17 protein-coding genes and 2 pseudogenes are annotated in these 24,811 nt (G+C 66.7%); 12 read left to right on the forward strand and 7 right to left on the reverse strand.

Annotated elements, in window-relative coordinates:
* Nucleotides 1–48: 48 nt before the first annotated feature.
* Nucleotides 49–5,391, reverse strand: coding sequence for a MobF family relaxase (gene mobF, locus ACIPN7_RS08140; RefSeq protein WP_400539872.1), 5,343 nt, complete (start codon nt 5,389–5,391; stop codon nt 49–51).
* A 362-nt stretch (nt 5,392–5,753) separates the two neighbouring features.
* Here mobF and ACIPN7_RS08145 point away from each other — a divergent pair, with 362 nt between their 5' ends.
* The 5 genes from ACIPN7_RS08145 to ACIPN7_RS08165 all read left to right on the forward strand — a co-directional run bounded on the left by ACIPN7_RS08145 (nt 5,754) and on the right by ACIPN7_RS08165 (nt 13,767).
* Nucleotides 5,754–6,983 carry an RES domain-containing protein gene (locus tag ACIPN7_RS08145; protein WP_400539874.1) on the forward strand — a complete coding sequence of 410 codons (1,230 nt, stop codon included), beginning with the start codon at nt 5,754–5,756 and terminating at the stop codon, nt 6,981–6,983.
* Nucleotides 6,984–7,707: 724 nt separating this feature from the next.
* On the forward strand, nt 7,708–10,041 hold the full coding sequence (locus tag ACIPN7_RS08150) for an AAA family ATPase (protein WP_400539876.1): 2,334 nt from the start codon (nt 7,708–7,710) through the stop codon (nt 10,039–10,041).
* The gene (locus ACIPN7_RS08155) at nt 10,038–11,918 is read left to right on the forward strand and encodes a UvrD-helicase domain-containing protein (protein WP_400539878.1); all 1,881 of its coding nucleotides are present in this window, start codon (nt 10,038–10,040) and stop codon (nt 11,916–11,918) included. Before ACIPN7_RS08150 ends, ACIPN7_RS08155 begins: the two co-directional genes overlap by 4 nt.
* A 1,044-nt stretch (nt 11,919–12,962) precedes the next feature.
* Nucleotides 12,963–13,169, forward strand: a complete 207-nt coding sequence (locus tag ACIPN7_RS08160; RefSeq protein ID WP_400539880.1) for a copper chaperone PCu(A)C — start codon at nt 12,963–12,965, stop codon at nt 13,167–13,169.
* A 55-nt stretch (nt 13,170–13,224) separates the two neighbouring features.
* Nucleotides 13,225–13,767 carry a hypothetical protein gene (locus ACIPN7_RS08165; RefSeq protein ID WP_400540444.1) on the forward strand — a complete coding sequence of 181 codons (543 nt, stop codon included), beginning with the start codon at nt 13,225–13,227 and terminating at the stop codon, nt 13,765–13,767.
* 270 nt (nt 13,768–14,037) lie between these two features.
* Here ACIPN7_RS08165 and ACIPN7_RS08170 read toward each other — a convergent pair.
* Together ACIPN7_RS08170 and ACIPN7_RS08175 are read right to left on the reverse strand one after the other, a co-directional pair.
* Nucleotides 14,038–14,106 (reverse strand): annotated as a pseudogene (locus tag ACIPN7_RS08170) (hypothetical protein); the annotation flags it as partial.
* 336 nt (nt 14,107–14,442) lie between these two features.
* Nucleotides 14,443–15,207: a nucleotidyltransferase domain-containing protein gene (locus ACIPN7_RS08175; protein WP_400539882.1), complete on the reverse strand. Its 765-nt coding sequence runs from the start codon at nt 15,205–15,207 to the stop codon at nt 14,443–14,445.
* Nucleotides 15,208–15,443: 236 nt separating this feature from the next.
* On the opposite strand from ACIPN7_RS08175, the gene ACIPN7_RS08180 reads away from it, so the two are divergent.
* Both ACIPN7_RS08180 and ACIPN7_RS08185 read left to right on the forward strand, forming a co-directional pair.
* Nucleotides 15,444–16,085, forward strand: coding sequence for a phosphatase PAP2 family protein (locus ACIPN7_RS08180; RefSeq protein WP_400539884.1), 642 nt, complete (start codon nt 15,444–15,446; stop codon nt 16,083–16,085).
* Entirely contained in the window at nt 16,085–16,792 is a 708-nt protein-coding gene (locus tag ACIPN7_RS08185) for a phosphatase PAP2 family protein (RefSeq protein ID WP_400539886.1), read from the forward strand. The genes ACIPN7_RS08180 and ACIPN7_RS08185 overlap by 1 nt, the downstream gene beginning before the upstream one ends.
* A gap of 102 nt (nt 16,793–16,894) precedes the next feature.
* On the opposite strand, the gene ACIPN7_RS08190 is transcribed toward ACIPN7_RS08185, so the two are convergent.
* Together ACIPN7_RS08190 and ACIPN7_RS08195 are read right to left on the reverse strand one after the other, a co-directional pair.
* Nucleotides 16,895–17,920, reverse strand: coding sequence for a protein-L-isoaspartate O-methyltransferase (locus tag ACIPN7_RS08190; RefSeq protein ID WP_400539888.1), 1,026 nt, complete (start codon nt 17,918–17,920; stop codon nt 16,895–16,897).
* Nucleotides 17,917–18,117 (reverse strand): annotated as a pseudogene (locus ACIPN7_RS08195) (lasso peptide biosynthesis B2 protein); the annotation flags it as partial. The gene ACIPN7_RS08190 and the pseudogene ACIPN7_RS08195, both read right to left, overlap by 4 nt.
* 106 nt (nt 18,118–18,223) lie before the next feature.
* Here ACIPN7_RS08195 and ACIPN7_RS08200 point away from each other — a divergent pair.
* From ACIPN7_RS08200 to ACIPN7_RS08210, 3 genes are all read left to right on the forward strand, one after another.
* Complete coding sequence (locus ACIPN7_RS08200) at nt 18,224–19,444, forward strand: HD domain-containing protein (protein WP_400539890.1); 1,221 nt, start codon at nt 18,224–18,226, stop codon at nt 19,442–19,444.
* Between the two features lie 133 nt (nt 19,445–19,577).
* Entirely contained in the window at nt 19,578–19,757 is a 180-nt protein-coding gene (locus ACIPN7_RS08205) for a hypothetical protein (protein WP_400539892.1), read from the forward strand.
* Between the two features lie 331 nt (nt 19,758–20,088).
* On the forward strand, nt 20,089–20,340 hold the full coding sequence (locus ACIPN7_RS08210) for a hypothetical protein (RefSeq protein WP_400539894.1): 252 nt from the start codon (nt 20,089–20,091) through the stop codon (nt 20,338–20,340).
* A 307-nt stretch (nt 20,341–20,647) separates the two neighbouring features.
* On the opposite strand, the gene ACIPN7_RS08215 is transcribed toward ACIPN7_RS08210, so the two are convergent.
* Nucleotides 20,648–20,998: a cupin domain-containing protein gene (locus ACIPN7_RS08215; RefSeq protein ID WP_400539896.1), complete on the reverse strand. Its 351-nt coding sequence runs from the start codon at nt 20,996–20,998 to the stop codon at nt 20,648–20,650.
* Between the two features lie 384 nt (nt 20,999–21,382).
* Between ACIPN7_RS08215 and ACIPN7_RS08220 the strand changes: the two genes are divergently transcribed.
* Both ACIPN7_RS08220 and ACIPN7_RS08225 read left to right on the forward strand, forming a co-directional pair.
* The gene (locus ACIPN7_RS08220) at nt 21,383–22,624 is read left to right on the forward strand and encodes a hypothetical protein (protein ID WP_400539897.1); all 1,242 of its coding nucleotides are present in this window, start codon (nt 21,383–21,385) and stop codon (nt 22,622–22,624) included.
* Nucleotides 22,625–22,634: 10 nt separating this feature from the next.
* Entirely contained in the window at nt 22,635–23,963 is a 1,329-nt protein-coding gene (locus tag ACIPN7_RS08225) for a tetratricopeptide repeat protein (protein ID WP_400539899.1), read from the forward strand.
* 147 nt (nt 23,964–24,110) lie between these two features.
* On the opposite strand, the gene ACIPN7_RS08230 is transcribed toward ACIPN7_RS08225, so the two are convergent.
* Nucleotides 24,111–24,740: a hypothetical protein gene (locus ACIPN7_RS08230; RefSeq protein ID WP_400539901.1), complete on the reverse strand. Its 630-nt coding sequence runs from the start codon at nt 24,738–24,740 to the stop codon at nt 24,111–24,113.
* Nucleotides 24,741–24,811 lie beyond the last annotated feature (71 nt).

Genomic DNA, 24,811 nt, shown 5'->3' on the forward strand with positions numbered 1-24,811 from the left:
CACCGTGAGGTTAAGAGGTCTCCAGGCATGGTGGCGCTGTGGAAGTTCCTACCAGCCCCAGCTCGTGTTCTGCTGAGATGCTCGGTCGGCGGCGTCGCGTTGTGCTCGCTCGTCCGCGTTATGCCGCATCTGGGCGGCGCGGGCTCGCGCGTCGGCCAGAGCCACCGGGACCCGGTCCATCAGTCGCGGTCCCGGGCGGCGTAGTTGCCGGGTCGATTCTTGGCTGGTCGTGATGGCTTCGAGGGCTCGTGCAGCGGCAGCGTAGGCCTCGCCGCGCTCCCCTTCTGGCGCCCGCGGCCCGAGCGGGGTAACCGCGTCGGTGACCTGATAGCGGTCGCGGTAGCCCACCACCTGCCGCATCGCGGCCCGCCATGGCCCGCGCGCATGACCGTCTGGGGGCGGCGGGGTGATGGTCTCCATCCACAGCTGTGGGTTCGTCATCGCGTCCTCGACCAGAGCGTCCAGGCGGGTGGCGATCAGGTCGGCATGTCGGGCAAGCCACGCCTGCACCAGCGGGTCCGCCGCAGGTCGCTCACGCCCCGTCTGCGCGCTGACGGGGGCCTCGGCTGTGCCATCGATGCCAGTGCCTGTGTCGGTCTGGGCTTGGTTGGTGATGAGGTCCGCGAGGTGGTCGGTCATGACCTCGCGCACCGAGCTGACGCTCAGCTGCCGATCCGTCTCGGCGCCAGGCGTATGGCCGACGGCCTGGGCGACATGTTCGATCAGGGCCCACCACTGGTCGAGCGCGACCCGGCCGTAGAGGTGGTCGGCCAGGGCGCGCAGCTGCGAGATCTGCCGTTCGGGGTGGTCCAGGCTCGCGATGGTCTGCAGGTTGGGTTCCATCGCGAACCACGTCAGCGGAATCGTCTCGGCCAGCGCCGCGGCGAGCTTCTCGGGCTCCTCGGTCGCGGTCTGAGCCGGATCGGTCGCCAGGTCAAGGGCCCGGGCGTGTGCGGCTTCCTTGGGGGTGAGCATGGACCAGGCCCGGGCCGCCGCGGTCCGGCCCGCGTTGTCGGGGTCCAGGGCGACGATCAGGTCGGTCAGGTTCCTACCGGAGGCGTCCCGTATGGCTTGCAGGTGCTGCGCGGTGATGCCGGTACCGCCCGCGGCGGCCGGCACGATCTCGACACCTGTCTGTTCCGCGAGGCGGGCGGCGGCCACGTTGAGTGCGGCGTGGTCGGTCGGCCCCTCGACCAGGACCGGGCGCGCTCCCGCAGCGAGCCGCGTGATGGCATCGGGGTCGAGGCCGTAGACGAGCTCCCCCTTGCGATAGGCCGCCGTCTCAGGGGTGTTCAGGTACTTCGGGGCACGCCCATCGCCGGTCTTTGTCTCGGCGGGGTTGATGCGTCCAGTGACTCCGACGACGGTCCCGGTCTCGTCGCGGTAGGGAAACAGGATCCGGTTCCGGAATTTGTCGATGACCCGCCCGCCCCGGGTACGCGTGGCGACCCCGGCGGTGACAAGCTGGTCGGCCGTGTACCCCAAAGACTGCAGGTGATCGATCAGGCCGGTCCACGACGCAGGAGCGGCACCCCACTCCGCGTCGACCAGACCCCGACTGGTCATGTACCGGGTCGCCCAGGACTGGGTGGCTTTCTGCCGGGTCCACCAGGTCCACGCGCGCCCGGTGATCTCGACCACCAGGTCCCGCTCCCCCGCATCAACCAGCACCGGCCCCTGGTCGGCGGTGGTCGTCTCGCGATCCGCACCCCCCGGAGCGGGGCCGGCCACGACGTCGCCGTCGGCCCGCGGCTCGCCCGGTTGCCCGGTCACGTGCACGACCGTCGCACCAACCGGGGCGCCGTCTGTGTTCGCGCCGTCCGTGGCCAGGGTGGTGGGCGTGCTGGTGTCCCAGAGGAGCTTGTCGGTGGTATCGGGTGCGGTCGTGATCCAGGCGGGCAGTCCCCTCTCAGCGTGGTCGCGGGTGCGGGGTAGGCCGATGCGGTAGTACAGGACCTTCGCGATCGACTTCGCGTCCCCGAACCCCGTCCCGGCCGCGCGACGGACCACGGTCTCCGGGTCGGTGCCGGCGGCCTCGTGCATGGACAGCCGTTTGGCCAGCACCGGCCAGACCTCGTCCGCGAGCACACGGTCTGCCATCCGCTCGGGCAGCGCCGACCGGACAGCCTGGGCGAGGCGGCCGATGCGGTCGGGCTCGAGGAACGTGAGGTAGGCGTCCTCGTACTCGGGGACCAGGCGAGCCAGGGAGTGCGCGTGATCCCACTCGTCCTCGATCACCCTCGACGCGGACATCTCTTCGCCGTCCCGGTCCAGGACACCCTTGAGCGCGTTCAGGACCGCGCGCTCCCGGTCGGGTTGGCGGTGGGGGTCGAGGTCGAGGACGTCATCGGTCTCCACGTAGACCCGGTTGAAGTCAGCGCCCCTCGTGATCGCTGTGTAGAGCTCGTTGCGGGTCATGCCGACGCCGACCATCGCGTGACTGGTGACGACGGTCATGCCCTGAACCCGGTGGATGGTCGCGGCGTACCCGAGCTCGACATGCGCGGTGACGTAGTCCGCGGGAAGGGTGACCGTGGCCCCGGTGTCCAGGTGTCGGGCTTGCAGCGCACCGTCCGTGTCGCGGGCGGTCACGCGCCACAGGTCACCGTTCTTGACCCAGCCGCGGGCCCAGTCGATGTGCCCGTCGTCGTCCTCGGCGTGCAGGTGACGGTTGTTCAGCCGGGTCACGATCACGTCCCCGACCCCGGCGCGGTTCTCGTCGTGCAGGACCACGCCGTCGTCCTCGACCTCCCCGCGGTTCACCCGGTGCAGGCGTGCCCTGGCCGAGAGTTCGGTGACGAGGGTGTTGGTCGCGGCGATCATGATCGTCTTGCGGCCCGTATCGGAGTCGGTGATCCAGTTCGCGAACATCTCCTCCGCCATCGCCGCCGCCGACCCTCCCTGGGTACGGCGGCCGGTGATGTAGAAGTCCAAGCCCCGGTGGTCACCCTCGCGGACCTGCAGGGACGCGTCGGCTTCGCCGGGGGTGCGGAAGCGGTGGATGTGCGTCAGCTCGACCGCCCCGGCCTGCTGGGTGATCAGCCGCAGGGCACCACCGGCGGCGACGGCGCTGAGCTGGGCCGGGTCCCCGAGCAACCGGACGCTTCCGCCAGCGGCCTGGGTGATGGTCAGGACGTCGGCCAGGGCGAGGGTTCCGGCAAGGCTGGCCTCGTCGACCAGCACCACTGTGCCGGGCTCCACCGTCAGGCGTTCCCGGAGACGTTGCCCGCCGGCTCCATGGTTGGCCAGGAGGAACATGTCGAGGGTGTCTGCCGTGGTCCCGTTGCCGAGGTCCGCGCCGAGGACCTCGGCGGCGGCGGCCGACGGTGCCAGGGCGATCAGTTTGCCGCCGGAGTCCTGGACCGCGTCCGCGAAGGCGCACATGGCGGTGGTCTTTCCGGTACCGGCCGGGCCGATTCCCGCTGCGAGCACGGTGCTGGCCGCGAAGTGCGCGACCAGGTCCCGCTGCCCGGCGTTCAGGACCCGACCCCGGTCGACCCGGACCCGTTCGACCGCGTCCTCCACCGTGCCTGGGTCGATGACCAGGCCACCAGGGGTGCGGGCGGCGGCCAGGAGCTGGTCTTCGGCTTCCAGGACCGCCAGCGAGGTGTACTTGGTGGAGCCGTGCACGAAGTAGACGCTCTCGCCGTCCTTGCGGCGCATCACGTCCGGCGGCTCGTTCACGTCCGGCGGTGTGACCTGCAAGCTCGCGGCCACCGCGTACCCGGAGATCGTCGCAGCCAACGCGAGCAGATCCGTCCCGGTGGGGGCGTACTCCCGGGCCAGGCGGGTCGCCTCGGCCTGCAGGTGGTATGTCGTCCAGGTCGAGCGCTTGCCCGCGACGTTCGTCAGGCAGGCGTCGACCAGGTCCCCCTGGGCCAGCACCTGTCCGGCCAGTTCCGCGAGCACGGTCTGGCGTCGTGCGGGGCTCGTCCACCGCAGCGGTCGGAAGACCTGGGCGTGGGGCCATACGGTCGCGAGCCGGCGGACGGCGTCCGTGACGTCTTGGGCTGCCCAGCGGGCGATCCCGCGCCCGGCCAGGTCCTGCGCGACAGCGGCCCACAGGTCACCCGGCTCGTCCACCACGACCCGGCCCTCCTCAAGCTCGGGTCGCAGAGCCGTGGTGAGCATGCCGGTCACCGCCGCCCGGCCACCCAGGACGCTCGCGGCGACGACCGCCCACTGCGGCAGCCGGTCACGCAGCCCGACCGGTACCCCCTTGCCCGGCCGGGTGTCCAGGTTGGCCTGCTGCGTCAGCCCGAACGCGGCCTCCGTCGCCGGCTCATGCCCATGCGTGGCCCGGTACGCGGCCCGCAGACTCTCGTACGACTCCACGATCGCGGCCCGCCGCCGCGAGAACGCATCCCGCAACACCTTCGGGACACCGACGACCTCCCGCACACCCTGCTTGCCCCAGCCCCGGGACTCGGTATGGAACACGACCCCGAGCCGCTCGACCAACAGCTGCTCGATCCGCGTGTTGTACCGCTCAGAGGCCGCGACCTTCAGCCCCAGCAGCACCCGCCCGTCCAGGGCCCGCCACCCACCGTCCACGCCGAGGACCTTCGTCGCTACGGCGACATGGGTATGCAGGTTCGGGTCGCCCGTGCGGGAGTCGAGATGGTCGAACGCGACCGCCGTCAGACCATGGGTATCGATCTGCCGCACACCACTCGCACCGCCGCGGGTGAGCGCGGCCTCGGACTCGATCCACGCCAGCGTGTCCTGCCACGCATCGGTGTGCGCTCTCGTGATCGCCTCCCGCGTGGCCGGGTCACCCAGACCCCACAGCACGCTGACGCTCTTGGACGGGGTGAACACCAGGTCATACCCCGCCACCGCACGCCGCGGCTGCCCGCCCCGCTCAGCCAACCACCGCGCCACCTCGTCATCGCTCAACGGACCACCACCCTCGGCTCCGCCTTTCCGTGTCGCCAGGGCACGGCCCACCTCCCAGCGGAGCCGGTCCCGCTCGACACCCGGCTCCGGCGGACGATCGTTCTCACGAGCAAACCGAGCGAACACGGCCTCCAACCCAGCCCGATACCCGTCATCCTCCGCGCTCTCGAAGACCGGGAACGCCCGGCCCAACGCACCCGCGCGGGCCGCGTCCTTCGTCGAGGCACCGCGGGCCAAGGCCTCGAGCTCCAGCCGGCCCGCATCAGGGTGGCGGCCCTGCCCGAACAACGACTTCATCTGCCCCTCCAGCACCCGGCCCGAGACCCCGAGCTGCTCCACCCCGGTGCCGACCCACCGGCCAGGCGGGTTCCCGTGCTGCATGTAGTACTCCGTCAACGACACCCCGCGACCGCGCGGCACGTCCCCCGACGCGACCTGCTGCGTCAGGTACGTGTACCCGCTACCCGCGCTCAGCACATGGACCGTCATCATGTCCCCCACCCCCTCCCAGGCCAGGGCTGGAACGGCTCAGCTCGGGGCTGATTTCTGGACCGCTCACAGCGTTGTGCACTAGGTGTGTGGCCCTCGTCGGGGCGGTCCGCGGGACCCACTGTCCGGCGATCGCTCGCCTGCCGTGGTCGCGCATTCGCGACGCCGTGTCGGTCGTCGCGTGGTGTGCATCGTCGTCTGCCAGTCCGCCGACGCACTGCTAGCAGGCGGTGTCCTGCCGCCTGGCACCAAGGAGATGCGAGTGTGTGTCCCCCTGGGCCGCGGGCGTGCCAAGAACCTCCTCCCCGACGGGATAGGCGGACTCTTGGTGTCTGTCTGCCAAAGCCCCATGGCACGATCGGCGCATGGAGTTCGATCCGATTGGACAGACTGACGACACAATGTGCCTCAGACACATCACAGACCGGCACCTTCTGCGCCGTGTCGAGCAGTTCGCGACAAGCGGCGCCTGCACGATCTGTGTGACGGCGAGCGGACAGGTGATCAACTTGGAGCACCTGGCGCAGGTCGTCTACGACTTTGCTGAACGCACATACGACCACGACGGGTTCAGGATCGAGGGGGAACAGCTCCAGTCCCCCATGGACACAGAGGAGATCGTAGAGCGCCTGCTCGCCGACGCTATCGAACCCGCCGTGCTCGACCCCGTGGCCGGTCTGATGGGGGGACTCATTCATGAGGAGTTGGACTGGTTCGAGCCGTTCGACATGGACCACAATGCAGGTGTCGAGTTCGAGTGGGATGACTTCGAACAGAGCATCAAGCACGAGTCGCGGCTGCTCTCGCCCGCAGCTGGCGCGCAGCCTGAGACAGCACCGGAGAGGAACCACGAATTCGTGCGCTCTCTGCTGGTGTTTGCCGAGAAGCGGGCCGGGCTGGTTCGCGCTATTGGCAGAGGCACGGAACTGCATCGCGCTCGCATCGAGCGCGATGCTCGCAAGCTGGAACGAGATGCACGCGAATCACCTGCCGGCACGCTTGGACCTGCGCCCGCAGAACGAGTGAGTGCTGGGCGTATGAACGCTCAAGGTGTGCCCATGCTGTATGTCGCTCAAGACGTAGAGACAGCATGTGCCGAGGTGGCGTCGCACAGCCCTTACGACGAGGCAGTGGTGGGGACGTTTATCCTCCAGCGGACCTTGCATATTCTCGACCTGACACTGGTGCCGCCACCTCGGAGTGTCTTCGATGACACCATCGAGGAAGGTGATAATCGCCTGAACTCCCTAGGGTTCTACAGAGATCGGATTACACGCCCCGTCATCTTGGACGGGAATCACCCGGTGGACTACGTGGCGTCGCAAATCTTGACCGAAGCGTTCCGCTGGTGGACATCCCCACGACTTGACGGCATAGCGTATCCATCACGCGTTCGCGAAGGCGGGACGAACATCGTGCTGTTCTTTGGAGACCCCATCTGGTTTGAGACAGTCGGCGAGACGAAATCCCGCCTAACTCGATACCAACGGCACGATAAGCATGGTGCTGAAGATCCGCTATTCGTCATCGACCACAAGACCGTTCGGCGGTATCGGGTGAACCGCGCTCTGACGGTTGAACGCTCCGTGCTCTGACGGCGGTGGGTCTGCCCTTTTACTGACTCCAACGCACTTCCGGTGACTGTCGGCGTCAGGCCGCGTCGGCGGCCGCCGGCCCGCTGCCGTCAGAGTGTGGACTGGTGGCAGCCGGACCCAAGGGCTACGACCCGACCGGCTTGGAGTGCTCGTTCGGGGCGGCGGGCCTGCGGACGAGAGATGCCGCAAACGGGTGCAGAACAGGGGCGGACCCGGCCGCGAATCTGCGGGAAGCGGCTACCGGTCGCTCAGGGATAGTTCGAACCAGCCGGGCCGTCCCTGTCTCCGTCTCCGGTGCCGCTGCGCACGGCGGCCACTGCCATCCCCGCGAGAGTGAGGCAGCCAAGCTTCCAGGGCCGCCGACTCGATGGCGCGCATCGTGACACCGAGTGCCGGATGGGATCGGTGCGCGTCTCATCCATCGGCCGTTCTACGAGGTCCTGGCCTCGCACCGCCCCTGTTGCGCTCCGCAAGCGGTTCCCGGCGATCACCCGCAGGTTCACCCGCACTTGCACCAATGAAGTGCGTTGACCGTGCATAGCCTGGGATCCCATAGGCGCCGGCAGCGACAGGGCAGCCACACCGCTCACGAGGAGAGTCGTACGCGTGTCCCAGCTCGCTGCCTTGTGAGCGTCTGACGCTGGTTTAGTAACAACAGAACACCATAGTTGACGATGCGCGACTTGCGACCGTCCACCAAGATTCGCTAGGGGGGAGCGCTCGTATGCAGGTGAAATGCCTAGAGATCGCCAACTTTCGCAAGTTGGAGTCCGTCCGTATCGACCTGTCCGACCAGACCACCCTGCTGGTCGGCGCTAACAACAGTGGCAAAACCAGTGCCATGGACGCCGTCAAGCAGTTTCTGGGGAAAGACTCATTCAAACTGTCCGACTTCACCCTCTTTCACCTCTCGCGCATCCGCGAAATCGGCGAACGCTGGGAAGCGGCGGCCACGCCCACCACTCCAGGGAAAACACCACCGCCGCAACCAGGTGACGAGTTCCAGACGATAGCCGAGTGGTCGAGTTTTCTTCCACAACTCGACATCTGGATCGAAGCCGCCGAGCACGAGCTGTACCGAGCCCCTGAACTCCTGCCACTCCTTGACGAGTACTGTGGCGGCGTCGGCGTGAGGCTCCGACTTGAACCCAACAACATCCCACACCTCGTGAAGAACTACTTGAAAGCTCGCGAGGCCGTGGAGCTCACGCGCAGCGCGGAGGCTGAGGAGTCGAAGAGACCTCGCCTGAGGCCGATGAACTTGGTCGAGTTTCTCGAAGCCAATATCGGGACGTACTTTGGCGTCAGCGCGTACAGGCTGGACCCGCATCAGGTGGCGGGCAAGATCAACTTCGCCGGCAACTCGGTGGGTGGACCACTCGTGCCTCTGCCTGAGCCGTCCGCTGCGCAACCTCAACGCCTCAGCGAGGACAGCGAGCCAATCGCACGGTCGGTCCTCAACAAGCTGATCCATGTCGACGTCATCGATGCACAGCGCGGGCTTCAGAACGACGAATCTGCTGTGACACTTTCGAGCAGCATTGCTTCCTACTACAAGGAACATTTGGACTTCGCGAAGCACCCGACCCCTCACGATCTCGAAGCGATTCGTGCCACCCAAGATGCGTCGAAGATCTTCGACGAGCGTCTGCAGGAAGTATTCCGCCCGCCACTGGCAGAGGTGGCTCGCATGGGCTACCCGGGCACGGCGAATCCCGAGCCACTCATAAAGACCAACATGCGCCTGACTGACGGGCTTGTACATGAGTCCGTGCTGCGTTACCGCGTCGGAACCCCGAGCGATGATCAGGATGCAGCCCTATTCGAACTATCCGAAGGCCTCAACGGACTCGGCTATCAAAACCTGGTTCTGATGATCTTTCGCCTAATGAGCTTCCGGGACCGGAGGCTTCGGCTCGGCAAGTCGGGAATAGCAGCCAACGACTCGGCCGTACTGGTTCCGATTCACCTGGTACTTGTGGAGGAACCGGAGGCGCACCTTCATGCCCAGGTGCAACAGGTTTTCATCAACCAGGCATACTCCACTCTGACCACTCGCCCGGCAGAGGACCGCTACGCCGACCTGACAAACCAACTCGTGGTCAGCACGCATTCGAGCCACATCGCCCATGAGCTCGAATTCGATCGAATTCGCTATTTCTGTCGCGGCATGCCTGTCGAAGACAAGCCGGTCCCCACCACGGTCGTAAAGAGCTTGGCACGCGTATTCGGCAGCGACGACGAGACAGCGCGATTCGTGAAACGCTACCTTAAAGTCAACCACTGCAACCTATTCTTCGCCGACGCGGCGATCCTTCTGGAGGGCGCTGCCGAGCGAATCTTGCTGCCGTCCTTCGTCACCAACGCGCATCCCAAGATCGCACAGTGCTTTGTCGAGTACCTTGAAATCGGCGGAGCTCACGCACACCGGCTCAAGGGGCTTCTGGTGGAGCTCGCGATCCCAACTCTTGTCATTACGGACATCGATGCGACTGACGAGGACGGCAAGAAGGCCCGTCCCCAGCGTGGTTCTGGTCAGACGACCGGCAGTGACGCCTTGAAAAACTGGCTGGAGGCTTCGGCCTCGGTCGACGACCTGCTGAGCCTGGCTGGAGAGAGAAAAGTCTCGCGTGGACCAACTCGCGTTGGCGTCCGGTTCGCCTACCAGATAGCAGTCGACGCCCACCTCAAGGGCACCGAGCCAGTGGAGATGCTACCCAGCACATTTGAGGACGCCGTTGTCATCGAAAACCTAGAGCTCTTCGCCAGTACCACCGGCACTGGCCTATTCGGGAAGTTCTCCGCGACAGCCAAGGCCGCCGCCGAGGCGGGTGATCTGTCTACGGTTGCTAAAGCCCTCTACGAAAGTATCCAGAAGGGCGACAAAGCTAAGTTTGCCCTCGAAATGCTCCTATCCATCGAAGACGAAAAAGCCGTTGTGGTCCCCGGTTATATCGCTGAGGGTCTACGGTGGCTCGAGTCAGAAGTAAGCAAGCTACCACTGCTACCGAGCGCCGACGTCTCGGGCACTGGCGCAGCGGCGACGGGCCAGGCATGACCCTGACTAACGCACTCGACGAAATCAGCAGTTCGGTTAGCCTCAAAGCCCCGCAATCCTTCTTCCTCTACGCCGGCGCCGGCGCCGGCAAGACTGCACAACTGGTGTCGGTCCTCGGGGACGCGGCGAACAGGTGTGGACCAGCACTGCGTGCGAGAGGATCACAGTTTTGCGTTATCACCTACACCAATGCCGCCGCCGAGGAGATCCAGGTCCGCCTCGGCCGTGATCCGCTGGTACAAGTGTCGACCATTCACTCATTCTCTTGGGAACTAATCCGACCATTCACCAAGGACATCGCAACCTGGTTGCGAACGCGTCTCCAGCGAGACCTTGCCGACCTGGCAGACGCCGAGGCGAGCGGACGAAGCGGCACTCGAGTAAGCGAGCGGCGCCTCCACAACATCGAGCGGAAGACGTTGCGGCTGGAAACGCTTGCCGAGGTACGTCAATTCAGATACAGCCCTTTACAAACTTCACCAACTGCGCACGGCCTAGCGCACGCCGAAGTACTGCAGGCTGCTGCGCATCTTCTCTCAGAGAAGCCCGTCCTTCAGGAACTATTGATCGGCCGATTCCCGTTCCTGTTCATCGACGAGGTCCAGGACACGAACAAGGTTTTTATGGATGCTATTCTTGCGGTTCAGATCGCACATTCGACCCGCTTCTGCGTCGGACTATTCGGCGACACAATGCAACGGATCTATGCGGACGGAAAGGAGCGCCTCGAAGAGGCGATCGGACCTGAGTGGAAACGACCGGCGCTTGAAGTCAACTTTCGCTCCACCCAACGGATCGTCCAACTCGTCAACAGTATCCGCGCAGACGGTGACGGCCGAACTCAGACAGCTCACTCGGCAAACACCGGGGTTGTGCGTCTGTTCATTGCAGACGAAGAATCTGAAGACAGGGCCGAGTTCGAAACGCAAGCACGAACCCACATGGCTTTGTCAGCAGACGATTCCGATTGGTCGTCGGCAACATCGGTCAAGACGCTAATTCTCGAGCACTCATTAGCCGCCGCAAGACATGGGTTCGCCGAATTCCTTCAGGCCTTTAAGGACAACACGCGACTACGTCAGGAGATCTTCGGGCGCGACCAAGGCGGGTCCGCAATTGTAAACTTTCTCGGAACACAATTCTTGCCACTCGTACGAGCCATCGCAGGCCGGGATAATCTGAAAACCGAGAGAATCCTTCGCTCGCACTCGCCCCTGCTTGCCGCCGAGACAGACGCGCGCAACCCGGAAACACGAGCCCGGCTTGTCGCTGCCGTGCGCCGTGCAGTCACCGCCGTGCGCGACGCAGCGGTTTTTGATGGTGAGCCACTCCTGTCGCCGCTGACTGCCGTACACCGGTCTAAGCTTCTTGCCCTGCCGGACGTGCTCGCGTACATCATCGACCATTCGGGGCCCACCTCCTCCGGTGTCGAGGACGAGATCGATCGAGACAGCGCGCTGGAATCGTGGCGACTCGCGGTCGGCGTCGACCTGAGACAATTTGAGCGCTTCTATGAGTACATCCTGGGGAGAGCTCCGTTCGACACGCATCAAGGCGTGAAAGGTCTGGAGTTCCCGCGCGTAATGGTAGTGCTCGACGACAAGGCAGCCGGGGGATTTCTATTCCGCTACGGGAAGCTATTCGGGACGACCCCTGAGTCCAAGACCGACCAAGAAAACGCCGCCGCCGGACGCGAGACGGCCAGCGAACGGACCCTGCGCCTGTTCTATGTTGTCTGCAGTCGCGCTAGAGATTCGCTGGCAGTCGTGCTCTACACCTCCGATCCCCAGGCTGCAAGAACTGCTGCGATTCGTCGCGGGTGGTTTACCGAGGACGAGATAGTCCTAGAATCTGGCGGCGTTTCTGGAATGCCATAAGGGCTTAACAGACCGCTGTACCTAGACGTTCGCCTTTCTGACCCGACACATGCCGGATACGACCCGCTGAAATGATCCCGGCGCACTCCGGGCGCTCTCCAGAAACGGGCGTGCGAGGCCTGCACCCACACCCCGTTGGGCATGCCTGCGGCAGCCCGCGCGCCGATCGCGACCTCCTCGAGCGAACTGTTCGCCGCCTGCCACGCTGGCCCGCATGGGACTGAGAACCCTCGTCCACGCGGTCGACCGACGCATCCTTGCTAGTGCCCCAGCCCAGCTCGACCACTATTACCGCCAGTGACACGCTTCCCTGGGACTACGACTGACGGGTCACCGAGGCGACACGCATCCCAGGTCCCCTTCGCCGAACAGCGCGTCCCGGTTCGCCATGACGAACCTTTGACCCGCAGGGCGAGCCTTCGACCGTGCTCCTCTGCCAGCCGCCGTTGACGGAGGCATCTGGGCCGGCCCTTATTGGCCCTAACTTCCGCCAACCTGGCCCTAGTTAGGGCCAATAAGGGCCAGTCCCGACCCCACACGGACCCACTCCAGCATTACAATAAGACCAGGTCAGCGGCCGTTTTCGGCCGTTTGACCCGCATCATTCGATCGCCACCCGGCAAGGCTTCCAAACTAATTACGCGGGTTCGATTCCCGTCGCCCGCTCAGAGTGCGAAAGCACAGGTCCTGGGCTTGAACGAGTGGTACGCAGCGCTGCTGGTAGCGGCAACCGCCTCCGCCCCGGCGTCGCTGGCGCGCGGCGATGGGCACTATTCGTCGGAGGGTGACCTTCCGCTGTCCGCGACAATCGAATAGTCCGGAATCTCTTCAAACCCGTGCACCACGCGCACCGCTCCGGGCTGCATAGCTGACCGGTTAGGCATGAGGCCGCGGAGACGGTTACCACACCAGAATGCCGCCGTAGCCACTCGCTCGTCAGCCATGAATACGAGCCCAACGGAGGAGTCTTCACGGCAACTTGGGCACCGAGAATGCTCGATGGACTGCGGGGCTGCACGTCACCCGGCCCGACGGCGACGGCTGATGGTGATGTCGCCCCAGGAGGGCCGCTTCGTCATCGCCCGCGGCGGCACCATAAGGCACGAGCCGGGCGGCGGCCACATCATGTTCATGAACGTCGAGGACCCCGTCAGCCCAGGCGAGACCGTAGACCTCACGCTCGCCTTCCAGGGCGGATCGGCCATGGACGTCGCTCCACGCGCGAACCGGCCCCGGACCGGGTCGCCGTGACGCCGACATGCGCTAAGTTTCGGTGTCCTACCTGCCCCTTTGTCGATGGAGCATGATGCGCCGCCTGATCATCACGTCGCTGGTTCTGCTGCTCGCGAGCGGATGCGCAGGCGTCGCGGACGGCGCGCCAGAACCGGCCGCGCCGACACCTCGGACGTCCGCGCCGGCGGCCGCGCCGGCCTCCGCGCCGCCGTCGGAGCCGGCGCGCCTCGGTGCCGAGGAGGCCGCCGTCCGGTACCTGGAGATCGTCCGGCCGTACAACGAGGCGCTCGAGGCGCTGGAGGCGGCGATCAACACGGGGCAACCCGTCGACGTGCAGCGGGAGCAAGCCACGGCGACCTTGACAGCGCTGCGCTCGGAGGTCAAGGCGCTGCGCGGAGCGCGGTGGCCGGCCAAGGTCGAACCGCACGCCCTGAGCCTGGCCGACGCGGGTGAGCGGGCGGTTCCGTCGTGGGAGGCGGCTACCGCCGCGGCGACGCCCGAGGACATGGTCACCGCTGTGCTGGCCGCGCTGGAACATGACGATCAGGCCGCTGCGGACTCGATTCGCCAGCTGCTGTCTCTCGACCAGTACGACGAGGGCGACTACTCCTCGTAGGAACGTCGGCCCACCTGCAACCCGTAGACGTTGGCCCGACCGGGCCGCTCCCCCTGGAACTCCCGCGAGCAGGCACCCGCCGGAGTTCCGGGGCGGGCGCCACACCGAGGGGCGACCCATGGGCTGTCGCGGGTTGGTCAGCTCGTTGTCACCATCGCCGGTGACGTGAATTCCTTTGCGGGCGGCGGGGAGCTGAATCCTTTTGCGATCAACCAGATCGGCAGCAAACTCCGTCATTCTGAGCACCGGATACCAGATGGCCAGCCGCTGGTTGACGGTCTTCAGGACCGGGTACATCAGGAGGCCGATGCCTACGACGGCAAAGCCGAAACACATCATGAGCAGGACACCGACCGTCAGAGGTGCCCTCTCGGTGGCGCCGTCCACAAATGCTTGGATCAGTGACGTTCACGACCATCAGCACGAGGTCCGGGAGCAGCCCTGCGGCGGCGACCAGAGACTCCTCTCCGGACGACGCCGAGCCCACGACCTCGAACCCGGGGGTCTCCCCGACCACCGAGGTCATGGCGTGCAGGAACGCCGCCTGATCGTCAACTGCCAGCACCCGCACGATGGTCACCTCCAGCACACCTCCGGGGTCGATTCTGGTAGCCCGGAGAGCCGACCGGCAGGGGGTCAGCCACACGTCGGTCGGCGGGCAGCACGAATCGGCGTCTACGTGTGAGAGCTGGTCCAGAGCCCGGCGACCGCGTCGAACTGCCTGACGACGGCGGCGATGAGGCCGTCATCAGCCAACACGCTTGCCACAGCGTCGCGGGTGGGTATCTGCGCGCCCTCCACCCAGGACCACAACTGCGCGAGCTCCGGACCCAGCGCGGGCTCGATCTCGCTCCAGCGCTGGGCAGCCCGAAGGCGATCGGTGGTCCAGATATTGTCGTGCACGCTGACCATTCCAGCGACGGCGAGAAGGGTCTTGCGCGCCACGCGCCTGCCGAGCGTCTCGATGTCCACGCCGGGCGTCGTCAGCTGGTCCTGCCACCTGCGCCAATGCCGGCCGACGTCGCCGTTGAAGCCCCGGGCCGCCCGAGCGTCAGCGCGAAAGTCAGGTAAACCGGCGGACACGTCTGTTCCCGTCAGGTGGACGCAGTAGTGGCGCAGGAAGACCTTGTTGCCGTACGCCTCGTCGGTATCGCCCTGGAGGTCGCTCGACGTCATTCCGGCAACCTCAACGCCCCGGCACACCAGGGGAAATCGGTCGGTGAGGTACGCGCTCAGCTCGGCTGCGTGTGGGTAGTTCACGCAGAGAAGGTCGACGTCTGAAACACCCGGGCGGGCGGTCCCGTTGGCGACGGACCCGTAGACGTAGAGCGTCGCGTCGGCGTCGCCTACTGCTGCTACCGCAGCCGACAGGATCGGTTCGAAGATCGACGGCACACGGTCGCGGTGCGCGCCGGTGCGAATATCGCCGGTGGCGGTCACGCCCTCGTCAGGGTCTGTCACGATGCCGGCGTCTCCACGGCCGCAGTCTGTCAGCCTCGTCGGTCTCACGTCGCACGATTACCAGGTCGCGAGGCGAGTCACGACGAGCCAGTGGCGGCGCCCTGTGGCAGCGTGTCGGCATGAGGCCCGCACTGCACCGCAGTCCCGGGCGCGATCCGCAGGCCGCCGGAGCAGCGCGAGGGACCGCGAGTCGCGCGCGCCGCCTCGTACGCGCTGTGCTGACTGGAGTCGCGACCGGCGTCGCCGTCGTCGCCATCGCCCTTCTGGTGCGCGAGCAGTGGCCGCCGCTCGTCCAGCTCGACGAGCGCGCCGTGACCGCGGGGACAGCGCTCGCCGCGTCGCACCCTGAGCTGCTGCGCACGCTCGTCGTCTGGCAGTGGGTCTTCCTCGCGGCGCACCTGCTTGTGCCTGTCGCCGCACTCTGCCTCGTCTACTGGTGGCGCACCGGCAACGCCACGCGCACCTGGTGGGCGCTGTCGACGATCCTTGCGGCCTGGGGGCTGTCCAATCTGCTGAAGGAGCTCGTGCGACGCACCCGACCCGTGCTGGACCAGCCCGTGGAGAGCGCGGACGGCTTCTCGTTCCCGTCGGGGCACGCCGCGAACACGGCGGCGATGACCACGGCGCTGGTCGTGCTCGTGTGGCCGTCGCTCAGATCGCGGGCCCTGCGGGTTGCTGCGGTGGCGGGGGCGGCGGTGCTCACGGTCGCCACGGCGGTCGACCGGGTCATGCTCGGCGTCCACTACCCCTCCGACGTGGTGGCCGGCATCCTCTTCGGGGTCGGTTTCGTGCTGGCGTCGTACCTCGCCTACCGGCACTGGCCGACGCCGCGCCCCGAGCCGGGTACGGCGTCCTGATGCTCGACCTCGATCGGTGGGCGGACGACACGTCGACACCGAGAGGGCACGAGGTACGGCGCGATCTGGGCCTGCGAGTCGGGGTCCCGGCAGCCGTGTGGTGGGTGGTCGTCGTCGGGCTCGGCCTCCTGCTCGCCGGCCCGCTGGTGGGGTTCAAGGACCGGGAGACCGCGGTCAGCGAATGGTTCGTCGAGCAGCGTACGGCGACCCTCGACACCCTCACCGAGGTGTGGAGTGCGATGGGGACCACCGAGACGATCATCGGGATCTGCCTCGTCGTGTCCGGCGTCGTCTGGTGGCGAACCGGGCAATGGTGGTACGCGGTGGTCCCGGCGATCGCGGTGGCCATCCAGGCGGGGGTCTTCATGCTGGCGGCGCTCGTCGTGAGCGCCGAACGCCCCGAGGTGGAACAGCTCGACCCGGCACCACCGACGTCGAGCTTCCCGAGCGGCCACTCCGGCGCCTCGATAGCGCTCTACGTCTCGCTTGCGCTGATGGCCCAGCGGATCGGGCACACGTGGCTGCGGGTGTGTGTGACCGTCGTGCTGCTCGTGCTGCCCCTGCTCGTCGTCTACTCCCGGCTGTACCGGGGGATGCACTATCCGAGCGACGTCGTCGTCGGGGTGCTCAACGGCCTCGTGTGCGTTGTCATCGGGTGGTACTGGCTGCGGCGGACGCCACTTCGTGTCGAGGACGGCGACGGCTGAGTACAGGTCCTCGGCGAACGCGGGTGCCGCCCAAGGACCAAGCACGACCTCCGTGCCCCGCTCGTCGCTTCTCTCGTTCTCCGTCGATGCACCTCAGACAGGTCAGCCTCCGTGAGCAAGCTGCAGTGTCAACCGGACTTCCCAGCCCTCAACTCCCGGCACGAGTGCCCCTGGGATGTCAGACCAGCCCGGCCGTCCCGCTTCCCGCCACTCTTCGATCCATCCAGTGAGAGTGCGTGCCGCATCGGCGTCATCCGAGGTGACCAGTTCGCTGTCCGTGAGAAAGGCGGCGCCGTCCTCGTTGGCCGCACCGATGCTGGTGAAGCGATCTGAGAGCCCGGCGGTAGCCAGTTCGGCCGGGACAGTGGCGTACAGCCAAGCCCTGAAGTCGTCGAGTTCCTCCGCCGCCTCGAGCGGCGTGTCCGACACATCAGGCGCGGACCTGAGCCAGTCCAGCACCAAGCCGAGCGCCCCGGGGACCTCGCGTGGGGCCAGGCTACTGATCCACCACGGTTCGGCATCGTCGGGAGCGTGGGATGCCGCGACGTAGCGGAGCGGCAGCCCGAAGACGGTGACAGGTTCGGGGTGCATCTCGATGTACCCACCGGACCGCACCGCAACGATCCTGGGACGCCCGTCGGTCACTGTGATGGCAACGATCGCGTGCGCAGTCGCGAGCTCCGCGACCTTGGCCGGCGCCACGATGACGGCGTCCCGCGCAATCTGGTCGATCCAGGACGACGGGATCACGTGCGGGGTCGCCCAGGCCACGACACGGTCGTAAGGCGCTCCGACCGGATCACCCGCGTAACCATCACGGTTGCTCACCGTCACGGTCGTGACGCCGGCCGCTTCCAGGCGAGCCTGCGCCCGCGGTACCAGGTCGGCGAACACCTCGACCGACCTCACCAGTCCGCTTGGGCCGACAAGGTTGGCGAGCAGCCCGGCCGTGTAGCCGGAGCCTGTGCCGATCTCCAGCACGCGGTGTCCGGGCCGGACGTCGAGGTCTTCGAGCATCCTCTGGATCGACGCGATGCTGGAGGACTGAGGGAGCGTGGAACCATCCAGCTCGGTGACGAAGTGGTCGTAGTCGACAGCGGCGACGGCATCGGCAACAGCGGCGGTCATGGGTGGCTCCTTCGAGTCCGGGCAGGGATCGTCATGGTGCGCAGAAAAGAAGAGGTGGTCACGGGTTCGTCGACCGGAGCGCCATCGGCCCCGACCCAAGCGTGGAACGTGCACGGGTGGACCTGCGCGCCGTGGCACCACACCATGGCGCGCCCTCGCAGAGCAGCCACCCACGCCGTGGTCAGTGAGATCTCGAGACAACAGCACCGTTCGAGTCACGCGCAAAGGCTGTGGTGCGGGAACGTTGCCACGGAATCCTCTCGGGGTCCGGTCGTGTCAGTGGCTGCGGATACCGTCCGGCCCATGACAACGACGGGACACGCCCAGGTCGATGCGTTGCTGGCAGTGATGCCGGCTGACGCCGGACACGACGAAGGGTTTGACTGGCCGACCGTGGAGGCGTCGCTCGGCCACCCGCTGCCCTCGGACTACAAGTCCTTCATGGGCGTGTACGGCTCGGGCTCGCTCCCTGGGCTCAGCATCGAACCTCCCGCGCGACCGGACGAGTACCGCTACAACAGCGATGGCATGGCCGATGAGACGGCAAACCTTCGGTACACCTTCGAGGAAGACCCACTCGACAGCGACCCGATGCCCGAAGGGCTGGAGCGGGCGGAGCAGCTCGTGGCGTGGGGTGTCGGGCACGACGATCCCGATCTGTACGGGTGGATCATGACAGGCGAAGATCCGGACACGTGGCCCGTGGTGGTCTGGCGCCGCCACATGACTCCGGATCTGGTGCGCTTCGATATCGGGATGGTGGAGTTCCTCCGCCGCCTCGTCACCGCGGACCTCGACGAATCCCCGGGAAGCAACGACGAGGCGTGGGGCAATCGCGGACCGTTCGTCGGGTGGCGCGAAGGTTTGCGGAGGTCGGTTGCGGGGTTGGACGAATTCACCGCTCGCCCCCGTGCGGAAGTACTGATGGGTTCCTACGGCATGCCCGGGATCCAGCCATTGCCCGAGTGGCTCGCGGGGGTGCTGTCCGGACACGAGACACCAATCCGGCTGGCGGTCCACCTGCGGCTCGTGCACGACGTCGCCGTCCGGCTACTCGATGGGATAGACAAAGCCTTCCCCGACCTGGAGGTCGACCGTCGGGCGGTCGAGTTCGGTGCCGCGACGCACGACATCGGCAAGATCCTTCATCGGTCCGAGCTGACAGGCCCCGGTGGTGAGCACCGGGAAGCCGGGCGGCAGATGCTGCTGCGCATGGGGCACGACGAAAATCTCGCGCGATTCGCCACGACGCACGGATCCTGGGACGCACCCGACTGCCACTTGGAGGACCTGCTGGTCACGTTTGCCGACAAGGTGTGGAAAGGCGACCGAGTCAGCGCCCTGGAGGAGCGCATCGTCGGAGTGATCGCTGATCGCACCACAACCGACCGGCGGCAGGTTTACCAGTCGATCGACCGGCTCTGCGAGGACTTGGCATCCGGCGCCGATCAGCGGCTGGCGTTCCACGCCGCTGCTCCCGTAGACATTGGCCCGAACGGGCCGCTCGCAGCAATAAAAGGCTGATCGACTACCGAGTCCCCGCAAGGTCCCCGTCGACCAGGCCGACATCGACACCCCGCTCGTCCGCGAGCTGCTGGCCGCCCAGTTCCCGCAGCGGGCCGCGCTGCCGCTGGAGCGGGTTGACCCCACTGGACTGGTGAACGCGATCTACCGCCTCGGTTCCGACCTGTCGGTACGGCTGCCGCTCCGGCCCTCGACCACTGACGAGGCCGGCCGGGAGCAGGCAAAGCTTGCGGCACTCGCGCCGTTCCTGCCCGTGGCCATCCCTACTGTCGAGGCAATCGGCTCACCCACCGACTCGTGCCCCGGCGAATGACGCGACGTGGCTCCGCCGACGCGGGAGCGCGCTGTCCCAGACGCTGGGCTATCTGCGGGACTGCATGGACACCAACCCGGCACTGGCGAGCTACGCGCGGCACGTCATCGGCAAGGTCCTCACCCGGCCGGGTGCGTGATCTCGTCCCCTTGCGGGTCGTAGACCACCAGTTCGTGGAGCGCGGCCAGCTCGGCGATCAAGCCGACGACGTCGCTGGCCCGGACGCAACGGGACTTTGGTCCCTGGCCGAGCGGCCGTCGCGCAACGACACTGGATCGGTGCTCACCGCGACCACGGTGACGAAGATCCCACTGACCGACAGGACCGATGCATGAACCGCGCGTGGAAGGTCGCCATCGATCTGCTCGACACCGGCGGCGTCCTGCGGGACCACCCGATCAGCGCGGCCGACGTCGCCCGGTCCGCGCCGACCGGACCTTGGACCGAGCGTCCTGGGTACATCGGGCTCGGTCCGGACCAGGCGGTCCGTCGGATCATCGAGGAGTTGGCACGCGCGAAGTCGCTGGCCGATCAGCTGGCCAGCCGCCTGGGCCGAGCCACCGCGCCGTCGCCGCCCGCCTAGCTCTGAGCAGCCGCCAGATTGGCAGCGAGCCACCCGCTCGTGTTTCCGCAGTCGAAGTACCGGCCGCGAACAGGTTGGATCAGCGTGTCGTGGTCCTTCGCGTACTCGCCGATGGCGTCGGCTGCCGGGTACTCGCCGTTCTTCGCGGGCAGCAGACTGCGGAAGTACGGCAGAACGGCGGCCGGGAGGAGGGACCGGCTGATGTTGGCGTACGCCTCACTCGATCTCAGGGTCGTGGCTGAAGTAGTGCCGGACCTGACGACCGGCAATCACTGCCTTCTCGACCACTGCACGGTCCCTTCTCTCGTCATGATTCCGCTACGACTTTGTCGCTGACGGCTGGACCACGGATGGTCAGGCCCCGGGCTGGGTACTGAACTGCGACAAGAGCATGGGAGACCCCCGCGCCGACGGTCACCGCCTCCCCGGCCGCCACCGTGATCAGCGATCCATCGATCTCCACGTCGATGGCGCCCTCCAGCACGACGTACACCTCGTCGCTCGACCGATGGAGGTGGGCTCCGTCGTCGCCGAAAGGCTCGTCGACGCGCCAGTGCAAGACCTGGAGCCGATCCGAGCAGAAGCCGTCGTCCGACGGCGGCCGCGGGCCGGCGATCACCGTCAGCCGGCCCTCCAGCGAGATCTTGCTGAACGACATCGAGGCAGTCTGCCAGGTGTCCTGCACGTCACCACGCGACGATCCCGCTGGTCGGCCGCCATGCGTCTGCCCGTCGCAGCTCGCTCCGGACGATGTGACGGACGTACCGCAAGGTGTCCCGGATGGCGACCGGCTTGATGATCGGCCGCGGGTACAACCTGCAGACGTACTGCACCAAGTCACGGGACCACCCCGTCGCCAGGTACATGCAGTAAGCACAGGCGCCGCGCTCCAGTTCCTACGGATTGCCCAGCCATGAGGTCGCTGCGTCCACGGGTACAGTGCCGCATCACCGTCGCGGTCGGCGGCCACGACGAGGAAGCCGACGACGACCGGGGTCGGGACGTCAACATCGACGCGAACTGCCACCGATAGGTTGCGGACATGTCTGCACAGGTCGATCCCCTGGCGGGTCTGGACGAGGTCGAATGGGAGTGGCTCGTCCACGCGTACGGTTCCGCCAGGGACGTACCGCCCAACTTGCGTGCGCTGCGCAGCCGCGACGCACGGGTTCGGCACGACGCCCTGATGAGCCTCAGCAGCTCCGTGACGCACCAGGGCGGCAGGTACTCGGCGTCTGCTCCCGTTGCGCGATTCGTGGTGGAGCTCGTCCTGGCCCCGGACGCACTCGACCGCGAGAGGCTGCTCGAGTTCCTCTGCGCACTCGCGGTCGGGATCGACGACGACCGGCTGCCGGCTGGTGTGCCGATCTCCGAGTGGCGGGACGGCGCCGCGAGTCTCGAAGCAGAACGCGAGTCGCTGGTTGTTCACGCGGCCGAGTGGGCAGACCGCGAGATGAAGCGTGGGCCCGAGCGTGAGCTGTGGCTCCGCAATCCGTTCAGCGGCCTGACCCCGAGCCCGGACACGGTCGCTGCGTACGACGCGGTACGTGACGAACTACCCCGCCTGGTTCGATTCCTCGCCTCGAGACGGAGCGTCGAACGCACACGGGTCGCGTACCTGGTCGGCATGTTCCCGGAGTCCGCAACGGAGACCGTGCCACTCCTCGCCGACCGTCTCGACGTCGAAGCCGACGAGCACGCACTGACGTCGACTCTCATCGCGCACGGCCTGATTGCCAGCCCCTCCGAAACACTCGACTCTGTGGCACGGTTTCTCGACGATGAGCGGCCTCTGGTGCGCTGGGGTGCGGCAACGGCGCTCGCCCGAGCATCAGCAACGACCGACTCCGAATCACCAAGCCGCCAGACGATCAGGGCACTGATCGAGTCGACGGTGCATGAGGATGTTCCCGACCTTCGGATCCATGACGGCTGGATCGGGTCCTATGCCGCCAAGAGCCTGGCCTCGATCAGCCACTGGCTCACCACCAACGACATCAAGGAACTTGCCGATCGGCTTCCGCTCGCCACCTCCAGCTTCAACCGCGAGCAGTTGCTCGACACCGTCCTGTCCGCCGCGTTTCCAGGCACAAGCCCCGAAGCCGACGTGAGGCTGGACAATCTCATACCGGTACAACAACACGTCCTGCACGCGGTCCTGCCGATCTGGGAATCGAACGACTCGTGGCTGAGCGCGGTCCCAGGTGCCTTGGCCCGGCACGGGCTCAAAGGCAGCCGCAATGAGATCGAGGCGGCCCTCGCACCAGGGGCGGACCGGCGATAGGTTGGCGGCCGTGAAATCCGCCCGGCTTGGTCGTGTTCCCTGGTCCGAATCGAGCGCCGACGACTGGGCTCACGACGTCGTCTCAGCGTTACTGGACTCCGGCTGTGCGGAGTTGATCAAGGGGTTCGCTGCGGCTGGTGACTTCCGGTCTGCGGCCGAGCTGGCGGACCGGCTTGCTGCCGACGGACGGATCGACGAAGCAATCTCCATACTCGAACCGCCGGCCTCAGCCGGATCTTGGCGTGCGGTCGAGAAGCGTGCCCGTTTCCTTGTGGAGGCCTGGCAGCCCGAGGAGGCCGTGGCGCACCTGCGTTCGCACCCGGAGTCCGAGATGCGTCCGGTCGTCCTGGTCAGGGCCCTGGCGGCAGCGAACGCGGTGGCCGAGGCGATCGAGATCCTGGGTGCGTACGGTCCAGATCTCGACGCACGCCTGCTCGTCGAGGTCTCCGACGGGCAGGACATGGACGACCTGGTGGAGTCGCTGATCAGGTCGGCGATCGCGCAGCAGTGCCCGCCCACGTGGCATGACCTGCCGCCGTCGGACGCGTTCCTGCTCGACGCGCTCGCGCGGGTTCTCGAGCGACAAGGGAGGACGGACGAGGCGATCGACGTCTTGACGAGCGCGCACGAGCGTGACGTCGCCGCGAACAAGGTCTCGGGAGATGTCGTCAGCTCGCTCATGGGCCTGCTCGCCCGGAACGACATGCTCGAAAAGGTTCGCGACCTGGTCGCTGCCGGCGAGGACGCGGATGCGGCCGTACGGGTCCTGGCGGACAACGGGCGGTTCGACGAAGCCATCGAGATCCTGCGACCACAGGTCCTGGCACGTTCCGCGTGGGCGCCGGTCACGATGATCGAGCTGCTGACCCGCGCGGGACGTCATCATCAGGCGTGCGACCTTGCGGTCGCCGAGCTGCAGTACCTCCTGCACAACGAGGTCCTGCCCGTGCTTCGCGACACCTTCGTTGCCGCAGACAGGGCCGAGGAAGCTCTGACGATCGTCGATTCGCTCATCGCGGACGGTCCCGATCAGACGATGTGGGACGAGATCACCTCTGAACGACCATTCCTGCTCATGGCGTGTGGCCGGGCCGAGGAAGCACTTGCGGCATGCAAGTGGGCTCTGGATGTCCGCTGCCTCATGGACGACTTCGTGAAAGCCGGCCTGGCAGGCAAGGCTCTTGCCCGTCTCCGACGTGAGGTTCAAGACCCATCCGGGGCGCTCCGCGCCCGGGAACTGATCCATTCGGGACGCCCCGACGATGCACTCGATCTGCTGCGCGAACGGACATCCGTCGCGACACCGCCCACCTACACGCTTCTAGACGGGATGCCGTAGCCCAGCACGGTCAGACGCCGCCGCCCTCGAGCCAGCGGTCGGTGAACCATGGGAGGTGAAGACGTCCTCGTAGGGCGTCGCCAGTCGCGTGGCCGCGCCGCTCACGGGGAAGCCGAGCGCCCGGCCACGGGAGCGGAAGACCGTAGGTCACCAGGCGAGCCGGTGAACACCGAAGAACGCCTTCGCTTCTGCCTCAGCTGCTGCGGCCTTCTCCACACCGATGCACCGTGTTGTTCGAAGGTTCGGCCATTCACCCTGGTAGAGATCATCCAGGCACTGGACCAAAGACTGACGGGCCAAGGCAGCGTGCCGCCCACCTCCGAGCCGTTCGAAATGGTCGAACGCATCGATCCCGGCCCTGCAGAACGCTTCGAAGAACGTGCGCTTGTCGGCGACTGCGCGGCGCCGGCGCTCGCCGCGCCCGCAGACCACGACCACCAGGTCGTCAGCCTGAAGTGCGATCCCGACCGGGATCGGCTGGTCGGGGAATGACACGGTCGCGCACGACGCGCCCTTGCTGATCGTGGTGACCAGGCCGGCCAGGAGCATCCACAGTGGCTCGATGTCGTCCCACTGCTCCTGCCCGATGATCGCGCGTCCGTTGATCACGAGCTGGACAGCGCCGGCTTCGTACTCGCTCCAGTTCTTGGGCACCGGAGACTCCTCGATCGGCACGAACTCGCGATTGACAGACAGGTAGGTCCGCATCTCGACGGTACCGAGCCAGGGCCGCCGACGATCTGGTCTCATCGAGAGTCCGTCCGTGTCGTCGCGCACACCGCCCTCTGTCGCGCCACCAGCGCGATTCTGCCATCGCACCCAGCACCCGCAGGACAATCCGACACGGC

Source organism: Promicromonospora sp. NPDC090134 (assembly GCF_044746965.1).
GTDB lineage: Bacteria > Actinomycetota > Actinomycetes > Actinomycetales > Cellulomonadaceae > Promicromonospora.